13 protein-coding genes and 2 riboswitches are annotated in these 13,779 nt (G+C 40.5%); of the genes, 2 read left to right on the plus strand and 11 right to left on the minus strand.

The window, feature by feature from the left end; genetic code table 11:
* Positions 1–36: 36 nt before the first annotated feature.
* Together RCJ95_RS16770 and RCJ95_RS16775 are read right to left on the minus strand one after the other, a co-directional pair.
* Entirely contained in the window at positions 37–714 is a 678-nt protein-coding gene (locus RCJ95_RS16770; RefSeq protein WP_446722511.1) for a precorrin-3B methylase, read from the minus strand.
* Positions 715–765: 51 nt separating this feature from the next.
* Positions 766–1,758 (minus strand): ABC transporter substrate-binding protein, encoded by a 993-nt coding sequence (locus RCJ95_RS16775; RefSeq protein WP_221682287.1) that lies wholly within the window; start codon positions 1,756–1,758, stop codon positions 766–768.
* Between the two features lie 163 nt (positions 1,759–1,921).
* A riboswitch (cobalamin riboswitch) is annotated at positions 1,922–2,108 on the minus strand.
* 182 nt (positions 2,109–2,290) lie between these two features.
* On the opposite strand from RCJ95_RS16775, the gene RCJ95_RS16780 reads away from it, so the two are divergent.
* Entirely contained in the window at positions 2,291–4,228 is a 1,938-nt protein-coding gene (locus RCJ95_RS16780; protein ID WP_446722512.1) for a GTP-binding protein, read from the plus strand.
* 139 nt (positions 4,229–4,367) lie between these two features.
* Here RCJ95_RS16780 and RCJ95_RS16785 read toward each other — a convergent pair whose 3' ends face one another.
* The gene (locus tag RCJ95_RS16785; RefSeq protein WP_446722513.1) at positions 4,368–5,123 is read right to left on the minus strand and encodes a hypothetical protein; all 756 of its coding nucleotides are present in this window, start codon (positions 5,121–5,123) and stop codon (positions 4,368–4,370) included.
* Positions 5,124–5,349: 226 nt separating this feature from the next.
* A riboswitch (cobalamin riboswitch) is annotated at positions 5,350–5,533 on the minus strand.
* 247 nt (positions 5,534–5,780) lie between these two features.
* Here RCJ95_RS16785 and RCJ95_RS16790 point away from each other — a divergent pair.
* A complete protein-coding gene (locus RCJ95_RS16790; protein ID WP_446722514.1) occupies positions 5,781–6,548 on the plus strand; it encodes a GNAT family N-acetyltransferase in 768 nt (255 codons plus the stop codon).
* Between the two features lie 162 nt (positions 6,549–6,710).
* Here RCJ95_RS16790 and RCJ95_RS16795 read toward each other — a convergent pair whose 3' ends face one another.
* From RCJ95_RS16795 to RCJ95_RS16830, 8 genes are all read right to left on the minus strand, one after another.
* The gene (locus RCJ95_RS16795; RefSeq protein WP_221682291.1) at positions 6,711–7,091 is read right to left on the minus strand and encodes a PH domain-containing protein; all 381 of its coding nucleotides are present in this window, start codon (positions 7,089–7,091) and stop codon (positions 6,711–6,713) included.
* A gap of 620 nt (positions 7,092–7,711) precedes the next feature.
* Complete coding sequence (locus tag RCJ95_RS16800) at positions 7,712–8,956, minus strand: methyl-accepting chemotaxis protein (RefSeq protein WP_320940209.1); 1,245 nt, start codon at positions 8,954–8,956, stop codon at positions 7,712–7,714.
* Between the two features lie 161 nt (positions 8,957–9,117).
* A complete protein-coding gene (gene aspA / locus RCJ95_RS16805; RefSeq protein ID WP_004230240.1) occupies positions 9,118–10,536 on the minus strand; it encodes an aspartate ammonia-lyase in 1,419 nt (472 codons plus the stop codon).
* 402 nt (positions 10,537–10,938) lie between these two features.
* Entirely contained in the window at positions 10,939–11,568 is a 630-nt protein-coding gene (locus RCJ95_RS16810; RefSeq protein ID WP_320940210.1) for an NAD(P)-dependent oxidoreductase, read from the minus strand.
* A 70-nt stretch (positions 11,569–11,638) separates the two neighbouring features.
* The gene (locus tag RCJ95_RS16815; protein ID WP_320940211.1) at positions 11,639–12,052 is read right to left on the minus strand and encodes an Rrf2 family transcriptional regulator; all 414 of its coding nucleotides are present in this window, start codon (positions 12,050–12,052) and stop codon (positions 11,639–11,641) included.
* Positions 12,053–12,157: 105 nt separating this feature from the next.
* On the minus strand, positions 12,158–12,364 hold the full coding sequence (locus RCJ95_RS16820) for a hypothetical protein (protein WP_036080672.1): 207 nt from the start codon (positions 12,362–12,364) through the stop codon (positions 12,158–12,160).
* A gap of 44 nt (positions 12,365–12,408) precedes the next feature.
* The gene (locus tag RCJ95_RS16825) at positions 12,409–12,594 is read right to left on the minus strand and encodes a hypothetical protein (RefSeq protein ID WP_446722515.1); all 186 of its coding nucleotides are present in this window, start codon (positions 12,592–12,594) and stop codon (positions 12,409–12,411) included.
* Between the two features lie 183 nt (positions 12,595–12,777).
* Positions 12,778–13,755: a thymidylate synthase gene (locus RCJ95_RS16830; protein ID WP_369354181.1), complete on the minus strand. Its 978-nt coding sequence runs from the start codon at positions 13,753–13,755 to the stop codon at positions 12,778–12,780.
* Positions 13,756–13,779: the final 24 nt, after the last annotated feature.

Raw genomic sequence — 13,779 nt, forward strand, 5'->3', positions numbered from 1 at the left:
TACTACAATACTTCGACACCCTAAGTAATATTCCTGCTATTTAATTGAATTTTTTACTAGTTCCCAATATTCTGCGGACTTTGTTCTGCGATAAAATTTGTAAAAGGGCTCATTTGGGCGAGCATGCTCCTTATATAGGTTGATCAGGTGCAGTAAAAAATCTTCAATTTGTGTGACGTCTACCCTCTTAGCGAATAACGTACCAGCCTGTGCCTTTGCTCCCATCGGTACTGCCCCTAAATAGACATCAAAGCTTTCTTGTTGGTAAACGAGTCCAATATCATCATAGACAGCATTGTAGCAAGCTGATGCACAGCCATTAATATTGACACGCACTCTTGCAGGTACCTTCATCCCCGCTATGGCATGATAGAGCTGTTCGGTTATCGGCGCAGCCTCCATTTTCTCCCCATCACAAAAATCGCAGGCCTTCATGGCCATGATTGGACCAGAGGGAGCAACATAGAGACCTGCTTCCTGTAAGGCTTGCACCGCTTCTGTGGCATCGCACGTTGGTATGGATACGAGTATACTATAGGAAGCAGAATATTTTATCGCCCCCTTTTCGCCAGCAATTTCGGCTATTTTTTGAAGTTGTGCAGACGTATAATGCTTATTAATAATGCCAGGGCTAACGGCTAGACGGGTAAACTCACCATGATGGTTCAGTGTCTCAAATGTTTGATCAGGTACATTTTTTTGAAATGCATTCATTTTTATCGCTCCTTATAAAAAAGGAGCTAGCAAAACGCTAGCTCGAATGGATTAAAAGTTTTCAGGATAGAAGCCCTTGGCTAAAATTTCAATGGCCTCTGCTGCACGAACCCCTTCAGACGCTGCTGAAAGTGGCAGGATGACAAAGCGCTCATTTTTGACCGCTTCCATCTCCTTCAATGCTGGATCATTTTTTAAGAATTGGATCTTTTGGTCTGCCGTTGTTTCACCGTAATCAATCACGACAACTACCTCTGGGTTGCGGTCTACTGCATCTTCCTTCGACACAGTTGTCCATCCTGATTCCACATCACCAAAGATATTTTGACCACCCGCGATTGTCACCAGCTCATTCATAAAGTTTTGACCAGCTGTAAATACATCCTTTTCACCGCTATCAAACACAAGAACACGTAATTTTTCGCTATCTTTTGGTAATTTAGCTTGTACTGCCTCTACATCTTTCGTCATTTGCTCAATTAAAGCTTCGCCACGATCCTCAATACGGAAAATCTTCGCGATATGGCGAATATCAGTGAAAATATCCTCTAATGTTGGCTTTGTCATGTTGGAAGCCGTATGTAAATACGTATGGATGCCTAATTCTTCAAGCTCTTCTGGTGTGCCTACACCCTTTTCGCCAAAGCCACTTTTCCAGCCTGCATATAGGAAATCTGCCTCGGCATCAATGACTTGCTCCTTCGTTGGGTATTGATCGGAAAGCACAGGGACTTTGTCGTATGCCTCTTGCAGTGGCTCATAGATTTTATCATCTAAGTAAGCTGTCCCTACCATAGAATCCTCTAAGCCAAGTGCTAGCATAATTTCTGTCACATGCTGATTTAAGCTAATCGCTTTTGTTGGTGCTTCCGTATATGTTTGACTTGTGTCATTGTTTTCAATGGTTACTTCGGCTGCCGCCTCAGATGGCTCAACCTTTTCACCTTGTGCTGCTGATTCCGTTTTGTCTTTTGCATTACAAGCCCCTAAAACAGCGACCAAGGCAATGATCATCATTAGCCATATACTTTTCCATTTCTTCATGTCCTTTTCTCCTTTGTTGTTAAAATATAGAAAGAAATCAGAGATTTCTTTACTACCCAGGTGTTTGGAAGGGCATAAAAAAAACCCTCTTGTCGCCAAGAGAGTAGCATAGTGAAATAACGGTATATTACCTGTATCACTATCCCCATCCTCGTGGTTCTTAGTCAAAAAATACATACTGGCAGGTATCCTGGCTTAGGTTCATCATCTATACGCCTTCCCATAGTTTCACTACAGTGGCATGCTGTATAGACTCCCCATTTACAGTTGCGGGACAGCATCGGAATTGCACCGATTTCCCTTTTAAGCAAATGACAAATGCCATTTGCACCAATACGTTCTATAATGGTCAATACTATTGATAGACTAGCAGAAGAATATTTATCGCGCAATCAGTAGTATGACACTAAAAGTATAATCATCATTATATTAGCACTATTTCGACATAAAGACGAACTATTTTACAAGAAATATAGAAGCTAGTATTCTGTTACAATAAAAAGATAGCATTCTATAGAAACGAGGATTTCTTATGTACAAAACAATTGGTGTACTTGCGCACGTGGATGCAGGGAAAACGACCTTTTCTGAGCAAGTACTTTTTCATACAAATAGTATCCAAGCCCGTGGTCGAGTTGATCATCAGGATACCTTTCTTGATAATCACGAGCTGGAGCGCAGACGAGGCATTACGATATTTGCCGAGCAGGGGCGTATGAGCATTGGCAATGATACATACACATTGATTGATACGCCAGGGCATGTCGATTTCTCCCCTGAGATGGAGCGTGCCATTCGTGTGATGGATTATGCCATTATGATCATTAGCGCTGTCGAAGGGATACAAGGCCATACAGAAACAGTATGGCAACTTTTACGTCAATACCATGTCCCTACCTTCTTCTTTATCAACAAAATAGATCGTGAAGGTGCCAATGTGGAGGCTGTCATCAGCCAGCTTCGCAAAGATTGCTCACAGCATGTATTGTTCATCGATGAGCCACTGCGAGCAGACTATGTGTCAAATAGCATCATGGAATGGCTAGCGGAGCGCGACGAAGAATTGCTTGATGCCTTTCTGAATGAGTCATTGGAGCATGAACAGTGTCTTGCTCAGTTACAGGGAATGATTAAAAATGAATGTGCCTTCCCTTGCTTTGCTGGCTCTGCCTTAAAGGATGAGGGCATTCAGGAATTTCTTGACCAGCTCCCGCTGTTAACGAGTACCGATTTTGACAAGGTTGCCCCGTTTGAGGGAGAGGTTTTTAAAATTCGTCATGATGGTCACCAGCGTTTAACCTTTATGAAGGCGGTCAAGGGTTCATTGCATGTGCGGGATGAATTTTCATTTAGCGAAGTAACAGAAAAAGTAACTGAAATTCGCCTTTATAACGGCAGTCGCTATGAGACCGTTCAACAGGTAGAGGCGGGAGAAATTTTCGCTGTCAAAGGGCTGAGCCAGGCAAACATTGGGGATCGAATCGGTACAACGATGCTATCCCAGCCCTATGAGCTTGTCCCAACCTTACAGGCAAAGGTTCAATATGAGGGCGATCAGCATATCAAGGAAGTGCTCCAATTTTTCCGTTTACTCGAAGCAGAAGAGCCGTCCTTGCGTGTGGTCTGGCAGGAAAAATTTCAGGAAATCCATGTGCATATTATGGGTGTCATTCAATTAGAGGTCCTGACAGAGGTATTCATGACGCGTTTTTCAATAGCTGTCTCCTTTGGTGAGCCGCAAATTTTATATATGGAAACCATTGCGACCCCCGTAACAGGCTATGGTCATTTCGAGCCCCTCAAGCATTATGCCGAAGTTCATTTATTAATGGAGCCAAATCCACGTGGAACAGGTAATACCTTCAGCAATGCCTGTCATGCAGATCATTTATCTTTAGGCAATCAGCGCCTTGTTGAAAAGCATCTGTTTGAGCGTGACCATCATGGGCTACTGACAGGCTTCCCTGTAACAGATATTCATTTTACACTTCTAACAGGTCGCGGGCATAATGAACATACATCGGGGGGAGATTTCCGCGAAGCCAGTTTCCGTGCACTGCGTCAGGGGCTGGAGCAGGCACAAAATGTCCTACTTGAACCCTATTATCGCTTTAAAATGAAGGCTTCAAACGACTTTATCGGCCGTATGATGAATGATATTCAGCAAGCAGCAGGCACATTCGATGACCCGATTTTATCCGAAACGGATGTTATCCTAACAGGTCGTGCGCCTGTTGCCACTTTAATGAGCTACAGTACAACCTTTGCCGCCTATACAAATGGGAAAGGTGCACTCACTCTCCAATTTGATGGCTATGATGTGTGCCATAATACAGAGGATGTGATTGCACAGATTGGCTACGATAAAAATGCAGACCCTGAGTATAGTTCCTCTAGTATCTTTTGTGCAAAGGGCAAAGGATATTCGGTTCCATGGCAAGAAGCACAGGCAGCCATGCATTGCCTGTAGGATGGGGTGATTTTGTTCGCGTGAAGGCATTGCTTGCTTTCGCGGGTATTCGTCGCACTAGCGAGGGTATTTTTCCTGCTTTCGCGGATATTCCTAGCGCAAGATCAAACCAAGCCCTCCAAAAATGGAGGGCTTGGTTTTATAGTGCACCGACAGCCTTCTTTGTTGGTTTGTCTATCAAATAAGCGGGTTCAACTATCACGTAGTCATGCTTGTTCGTAAAATCAATCAGTACCTTACCTGGCTGACTTTTTAATAGTTGTAGATGATCAATTAATTGCAGTAAAAGCTCGTGACCGTTGCCACGTGGATGCCAGTTGAAATGATAATCATTTAACGCTTGCACTGCTTCAATAAATTGTGCATATTCCTGCTGTACAAATGCGATGAGTTTGTCATGGTGAGGTGCTAAATCGTGTAAATACGTTTCGTAAAAGCGTATAACAATCGAGCATAATAAGTCATTGACACGAGCGGCACTTAAAACAGGCTTTGGCTCCAATGAGAGACGGTCAAGGTTGGGCTTTGCGCGTGTAGAATCAATGCGTGTAATTAAGTGATACGCTTCTCCATTGACCTCATAGACAATCGGATTGGTCGGCATGTACATCATAAAGCTATTCGTCTTTGTTTTCAGTTCATCTGCTATGGCTGCTTTCGCTAAAAGATGACCGTCCACATCCCCATTTTGTATCCAAATAATTTCTTTATTATATAAGATTTGCTCAAAGAAGCGATCATTGCGAATCAGCTTCGTTGCTAATAATTGATCGATTAGAGATTCGACCACCATTCTTGTTTTCGCTTTCTTGGCAACTTCTGTGCGTGGTTGCTTACAAATGTTCAGATCTTCAAAAGGCGTTTCCAACGTTGTCGTTACATGAAAATTTGTCATACGTGCATCCCCTTTGCGTACATATTTTCAAAACAAAAAGGACTCCCTACTTTAGAGGAAATCCTTCATTTTATCTTCTTTCATCACACAATGGCAAACAAACCCTAAGTATGTGTGAACGAGTTCGATTGTGAACCCTTTCATTTACTATGGGCGTTTGACGTACTGTGACGAACAGAGTATTCTGTTTTGTCAACATGCCACCTCCTATTCCTCGTAGGTTTATGGTGTGTACTCGTAACAGGCAGGTATCCTGACTCATGATCATCGCTTCTTTTCTCCTTCCCGTCCAAAGACAGTGGATACTGAAAAGTCGCTCACATTTACAGTTGCGGGACAGTGTCGGATTCACACCGACTTCCCTTTTAAGCAAATTGCACGCAATTTACACCTATTACTACACGCTATTCAGTTGTCATAGGAATTTAGTGTACGCCACATTCCTATTAGATTACTAAAATCAATTGTAAAGTAGTATTTTTCTAAAGTCAAATATCATAATATTTTCCAAACTACTAATCATCCTTGCTTTTCGTGCCTGATTGTTTTCTGAAAATTATGGGAGGATATAAAAACGGTGAACTCCGTATTTTTAATCTTTCAATGACTCTATAATAAAAGATAGTGCGCACTACTAATAGTGAAAGGATGAAAGATATGAAAGCAAGTCAACATTTAGTGACGAGTAATTTAGAGGAAAAAATGAAACTATTTACTCAAGCTGTTTCTGGACAAATTATAGAGGAAGCTCATTTTGTCATAGCCAACACGAACATTCCAACTGATACATTTAATTTGCTAGTAGTGAAATCGCCTATGATTCATAAGGAAAATCATCTTAAACAAAGGATTAATCATTTCATTGTTAATAAACTTCCTTTCAGCACGTGGGTGGATGCCAACTATCTAAGCGATGATTGGCTACAGCTGATAAAAGACTGCAATTTACAGGAAGCTGAACGAAATATGATGATGAAGCTTGACCATACACTTCGCACAGGTCCACGAATTTCTAATCATCTTACCATCACAGAAGTAAGCAACAAGGAAGAGCTTCTACAATATAAGGAAGTTTTTCTAAGTTTATTTGGAGAAACAGCAGAAAGAGATGCATTAGAAACTTATTTTCATAAATTCTCACAGGAAAAGTTAGCATCAAATGCTCGAATGTTTATTGGCTGTTTAAAGGAAATACCTATCGCTACGGGATTATTAATAGACAGTAAACATAGCTATGGGATTTATGATGTGATGACAAAAGATGCGTATAGGGGCAAGGGGTATGGCAGTGAGATGTTTCAATTCCTACTCAGTCAAACAATTGATAAGCGAAAGCCCGTAGTCTTACAGGCATCAGAGGATGGAAAGAATATATACAAACGCTTCGGGTTTAAAGAAGTCGGAGAAATGATTGTCTTTGAATAAGACTTCGGCAAGGCGTTCTTATTTACGCTTATCAGTATTTTCGAGCCTACCGTAATCATGAAGCCGACTTAAAATCCCTTACGCCGTCCTCTTCTGGCACGACAAAAAAGCCTCGCATATTTGCGGGCTTTTGGTTGTGCACATGTACTATTAGCACCTTCATTACGTCCCCAACACATACTGTGCTAAGACGCTTTGCACCTTATAAATATTTGTCGCCTTATTGAAGTTTTTTTGAATCGGTAATGAACTGCCAGACACCCATATTTTGAGCTCTGCATCTAAATCAAATGTTCCAGCTGTTTCTACTGAAAAATGCACGATATTTTTATAGGGAATAGAATGATACTCCGTTTTCTTGCCAGTCACTCCTTGCTTATCGATGAGGATCAATCGTTTATTGGTAAAAATAAACGTGTCTCTAATAATTTTATAGGCGTTCTTGACTGTCTCATTTGGAATTAATAAATCATGGACCTCCTCCTGTAGTTTTTCTAAATTCACCTCACTTGCATTGCCGATCAATCCATCAAATAAGCCCACTATCTGTCCCCTTTCGCTCTCGTTTATTTAATGTATTACAAAGAAGTGAGAGCTACGACAGGAAATGGTGGTATTATTTTGCCTATTGAGGGGGTGAGTGGTTGCGAATAATGATAGTTGCTTTAGTGTCTCTACTAGCCGTTGTTTTACTAGGATGTAATGAAAAACCAGATGATGATTTAGGTCAGCATTTCTAATCGTGCTGAATTTGGCAAGATAAACCGTGATTTTAGTAAAAAATATCAGGATGAAGAATTACTTACACTATTCCAACAAGCCATTGCAACAGCTGTCAAAAACGAGGGTACCGTCAATATGGCTTCACAGAACATGATGTACAAATAGTGGACAAGGCAGGAAAAAAATATGGCTAGCATCTTTGGTTAGGTGATAAAGGTCAAAACAGTAGTTTGATGCATGTCGAGGATACGCATACGATCTACACACTATCTGAGGAGTTCACTGGGAAACTAATTGCGCTGGTTCGACCATAAAAACACTTTCCATGTATTCTAGGAAAGTGTTTTTATGGTCAATCATTTCTACTTTGTGGCTTTTCGTAGTATTGATGAAGATGCTTATTTTGGGCTTAAAAAACCTAGAAAAATACTTTTCATTGCCTAAACCTGAAACTGGTTAGTTAACTTTTGTAAGTTATCCGCTTGGACACTTAAATCCTGTGTGACATGATTAACTGCTTGCATTGAGGCTGTTTGCTCGTCCATTGAATGTAACACAGCTTCTGTATAATTCGATAGCTTGCCCATGCCAGCTGCGATGGTTGTCACAGTGGATGCTACTTCATTGGCGCTACTTGAAAGCTGCTCAGCTGTCGTCGAAATATCCTCAAGCTGACTTGTCATCTGACTAACATGCTGTGAAATCGTGCCAAATGATTTTGTCGCTTCGTCAATGACATAAACTCCTTGTTGAACATTTTTCAAATCATCTTCTACTGATGAGGCTACTTGTTTTGTATCACTTTCTATTCCTACAACTAAATCCACAATTTGCGTAGCAGAGTGCTTGGATTGTTCTGCTAATTGACGCACTTCCTCAGCTACAACGGCGAAGCCTTTACCATGCTCTCCAGCGCGTGCTGCTTCTATGGCCGCATTTAATGCTAGTAGATTTGTTTGATCTGTAATGGCCGTAATCATATCTGTCATTGATTTAATATCTGACATTTTAAGGGATAATTGCTGCATCAATCCACTTGTTTTTTCTGTTGAAGAGGAAATAAATTGCATTTGTTCTTTTGCCACATGTAAAATATTTGCACCATTTCCTGCTATCTCGCTAGCATCTTTCGCATGCACAAACACATCTTGTGTGGCTACTGTAATTCGCTCAATTCCATCAACGGTTTCTTGCATCGATTTAGCACTATCATTAGCCGATTGTGCTGCTTGCTTCAAGCCCTCAGAAGTCTTATCGATTTGTTGATCTACTTCTTCCACAGCAAGCGTAATTTCATTCGTACTCGCAGATAATTCCTCGATGCTTGCTGATAAATCTGTAGAGCTGTGCGCTATTTTTTGTGTCATTGTTCGTAACTGTTCCTGCATCTCTAAAAAGGATTTTGCTAGTTGAGAAATTTCACTATTGTCACGAACCTCAATGACAACGGTATCTAATTGGCCTGCCGTAATTGCTTGTGCAGCCTCTGTAATTTGTTTAATAGGCTGTATCACTTTGTAGTGGACATACACTGTGTAAGATAGTGTAATAGCGATTCCTACAATTGTTAACACGGTAGAAAACCAATCTAATGTCGTTACATTGGCTAAATCGATCAATAAAATAACGATCATTAAAACATTTAAAGCGGAAAAGCCAAGTAAACTCTTTTTTCGTAAACTCATTCCAAATTCCCCCAACTAAAATATGTATTCCATACCATTATTATAGTTGAATAATCCTAAAACACATAAGGATACGCTCTATTTTTATATGAGGAAAGGTCTACAAAAAAAAGACTATAGACAGCTTTTTAGGGCATGTCTACAGTCCATCATTGCTCGTTTTATTTTAATTTCATGATACTTGAACCCGCAATACCTGGGTGTGTCATTTCATATGGATCTAAAATTAAGTCTAATTGTTCTTTTGTTAGGACGCCTTCTTCAATACAAAGCTCACGAATTGAACGACCTGTTAGAATGGCTTCACGTGCTAGACGAGCAGCTACTTCATAACCGATGTGAGGGTTTACTGCTGTTAGCACCCCTACGCTTTTTTCTACATATTCTTTCATGCGCTCTTCATTTGCCTCAATATCTTTTAAGCAGTTTTCTGTAAACGCACGGAAAACATTATTCATAATGCTAATGGATTGGATTAGGTTGAACACTAATACAGGCTCCATTACGTTTAATTCTAATTGGCCAGCTTCCGATGCAAGAGAAATCGTATGGTCATTCCCAATTACTTGGAAGGCTACTTGGTTCAGCACCTCAGGCATAACTGGGTTGACCTTACCTGGCATAATTGAAGAACCTGGTTGACGAGCTGGTAACAGGATTTCTCCTAAGCCTGCGCGAGGACCAGAAGCCATTAAACGCAGGTCATTAGCAATTTTAGACATATTAATCATACAGATTTTTAAAGCGCCTGATACTTCTGTATAGGCATCTGTATTTTGTGTGGCATCCACTAAATGCGTTGCACCCTTTAAAGGTAAACCAGAAATTTCAGCAAGATGCTCATCAACAGATTTAATGTAGTCTGGGAAGGCATTTAAGCCTGTTCCGACAGCCGTTGCACCCATGTTCACATCATATAAATTTGGACGTGTTTGACGAATGCGTACGATGTCACGATTGATCACGCGGCAATAAGCTTCAAACTCTTGTCCTAAGCGGATTGGCACGGCATCCTGTAAATGCGTACGACCCATTTTAATGACATGAGCAAATTGCTCAGCTTTTTGATGGAAAACGGATTGCATATAATCCATCGTTACTAATAATTCATCTATTAAATTTAACACAGCGATATGAATAGCTGTTGGGAAAGCATCATTTGTTGATTGTGACATATTGACATGACTGTTTGGGCTTACTGTGTGATAGTCACCTTTTTCTTTCCCTAAAATTTCTAGGGCACGGTTAGCGATGACTTCATTGGCATTCATATTAATGGAAGTACCTGCTCCACCTTGAATTGGGTCTACGATAAATTCAGCATCCCATTTGCCATCAATCACTTCTTGTGCTGCTTCGACAATTGCCTCACCAATTTCTTTTGATAATAGGTGTACTTCCATATTACTTAATGCAGCTGCCTTCTTCACAATCCCCATTGCTTTAATAAGTGAAGAGTGAATTGTGTAGCCTGTAATCGGGAAGTTTTCCGTAGCACGTAGTGTTTGAATTCCGTAATACGCCTCTGCTGGTAATACGCGCTCACCTAAAAAATCTTTTTCTATTCGTTGTGTTGACATTATTGTCGTCTCCTTTTATGTAATACTCACACTTGATAGTAGCTAATAAAAGTCGTATTGTAAACAGTCATTTTTCTGTAAACGAAAAAAATCCTTCAAAAAAGCAAAAAAATCACAAAAAACCGAGCGCATTTTATCTTGATTCAGCAAATGTTTTGTGCAATGAAAGCCAATGTAAGGTCCTTATGATTTGCTCATAGTATTTGCTCAAAATTCCACTGAAATAGAAGAACACCGTCAAAAGCGCCACGTCCTGTGGCATTGACGGTGTGACCAACTTCGTGTTGCCCCAAAGCCTCCGGCGAATGTCACAGATTTTGCAGAGGAGCTTTTCGAGCAAGCTCGAAAAAATCTGGACGCAATTACGCCGAGGCGAAATTGATAGAAACGCTCAGTTGCATATTATTTATTCGACGTTACTGTGAAACGGCTATTAACGTGCTGTGGGTTTTCTAATTCATCGACGACAGCCACTGCGTAATCGGCATAGCTGACATAGCTTTCCCCCGCATCATTTACTAGTAAGTGGTCGACTCCTGCTGTATAGCGCCCTGTACGTGGTCCTTCTGGATCGAAAAATGCAGATGGACTAATAAATGTCCAAGTAATGGATGATTGTTGTAAATCCAAGAGGTTTTGTCCTTGATTTTGCGCCGTTGCTAAATACATGGCTGGGAAATCTGGTGTATCCATCACACGCACTTTTTTCTCTTGGTCCACAAATAGACTACCCGCTCCGCCTACAACCACTAATTTTGTAGGAATACCTTGGAAAATTGAGATCAAATGACGACCAGCTTTGACATGTAAATCTTCTTGTCCAGCTGGAGCACCGAATGCATTGACAACGACATCGAAGCCTTTTACATCATCTTGCGTCACATCAAACACATCTTTTTCAATTACTGGAATAGTAGCTGTCACTTTTGCTGCTGAACGAACGATGGCTGTGACCTCATGTCCACGTTGTACCGCTTCCTCTACTATTTTTTGTCCTGCTTTCCCTGTTGCACCAATTACGGCCATTTTCATGATTTGTTCCTCCTAAGGTTTAGTTGTAACTACTTTAGTTACAGGTTAGATACAAGAAGACCATCTTCGTCTAAGTACGAAGCTGATCTAGCACATCCTGTAGCGTCTGTGCTTGTAATTGCTCTTTTATTGCCAGCCAAACAGATGTATAGACACCCTCCAATGTATGCTGGATTTTTTGACCTACTGCACACGCTGGATTTGGCTCATCATGAATGGCAAATAGCTGTTCTGGCCCATCAATTGCCTGATAAATAGCTAACAGTGTTAAATCCTTTGGCTCTACTAATAGCTCATAGCCAGCCATGCCAGAATGAGAAGAAAGTAAGCCTGCTTTTTTTAGCACACCAATCATTCTTCTTACGACTACTGGATTGGTATTCACACTTCCAGCTATAAAATCGGACGAAAGGAGACTTTTATCAGATGTTGTAGCAATGAGCGAAAGAATATGGATCGCCACCGAAAATCGACTGTTCACCATATGTATCACCACCTGTTGTAACTATTATAGTTACAGGTGCAGAAAAAAGTCAAGCACTGTCACCTGTATATATTGTTTCCCGATATGCTGTTGCTAATGTATCGCTTATATTTTTTTTACGTAAATGACTAATTCCTGTCGTATTTGACCGTTGTCCTCATAAAAATCTAAATTATGAAATTCATATTTAAAGTGACCTACAGGAAATGTCACACTTTCTCCTTGTGCTGCTGCCAAAATGCCTGCTACATCTTGTGACACCATATGTAGCAGCTCTTCCCCAGAATAAGAATCGATAAAAATAACGTTCATAAAAAACACCTCCATAGTCATTATAGCTTAGGGGGCGCTTACATTTATAGTGTATCTTTATAACCTTTCAAGCGAATCTCTTCAATGATTTGCATCATTTCTTGAATTTGGAGCTGCGACAATTCGATCTTGTTACAAGAATATGCATGTTGCACAGAACCCATGCTTTGTTCTGGCTCACTTTGCTGTCGATCATATTCATCTACTAGAAGTACCATTGTATTTTTCACAACTATCACCCCTACAATATAATGAACTATTCCTATTATACCAAATAATGCTAATTATACCATAATAACTATAATAAAATTATTTTCATCCAGACATCCAACTACTTACCTATTTAACAAAACAAATAGTTAGACCTAGCTATTCGTTTGAAAAAACAGCAACCAAAATGGCTGCTGTTAGCATTATACGGCAATCGGTGCTTTAATCGCAGGATGTGGATCATATCCTTCAATCGATAAATCCTCAAGCTCTATATCAAAGATGGATGCTTTATTGGGATTGATGTGCAATGTTGGTAGGTTTCTTGGCTCACGTGATAGCTGTTCTTTCACTTGCTCCACATGATTCGCATAAATATGCGCATCTCCAATGCTATGAATAAATTCGCCAACCTCTAGGCCACACTCATGTGCGATCAAATGTGTTAATAAGGCGTAAGACGCAATATTGAATGGACAGCCTAATAATGTATCAAGGCTTCTTTGCATTAACTGGCAGCTTAATTTACCATCTGCTACATAAAATTGAAACATCACATGGCACGGTGGTAATGCAGCTTTACTACCTTTTGCGCCCGCATTAATAACATCCTCAGGATTCCATGCATTGACAATAATACGGCGTGAATCAGGTTGATGCTTAATTTGATGAATAACATCCTGTAGCTGATCAAGGCTATCGCCATCAGAGGTTGTCCAATGGCGCCATTGTTTGCCATAGACATTTCCGAGATCTCCATATTGCTGTGCAAAGTCATCATCTGTTAAGACACGTTCACAAAATGAGGCAAGCTCCTTTTGATACATTGCATTAAATGACTCGTCTACTAAACAGCGTCGACCAAAATCTGTCATATCAGGGCCTGTATACTCATCAGATTCCACCCATTTTTTAAATGCCCATTCATCCCAGATGTGGTTGTTATGCTGCAATAGGTAACGGATATTGGTATCCCCTTTAATGAACCATAATAATTCACTTGCTACAAGCTTAAAGGGCACACGCTTTGTCGTTAGAAGAGGAAAACCTTTGCTTAAATCAAAACGCATTTGATACCCAAAGACACTATATGTACCTGTCCCCGTTCGATCCTCTTTCTTTGTGCCATTTTCTAATATATGTTGTAGTAAATTTAAGTACGCGAATTCTGGATGCGACATTTTTCTTCAACAGCTCCTTCAAGT

It is taken from the genome of Lysinibacillus sp. BSL11 (assembly GCF_052928325.1).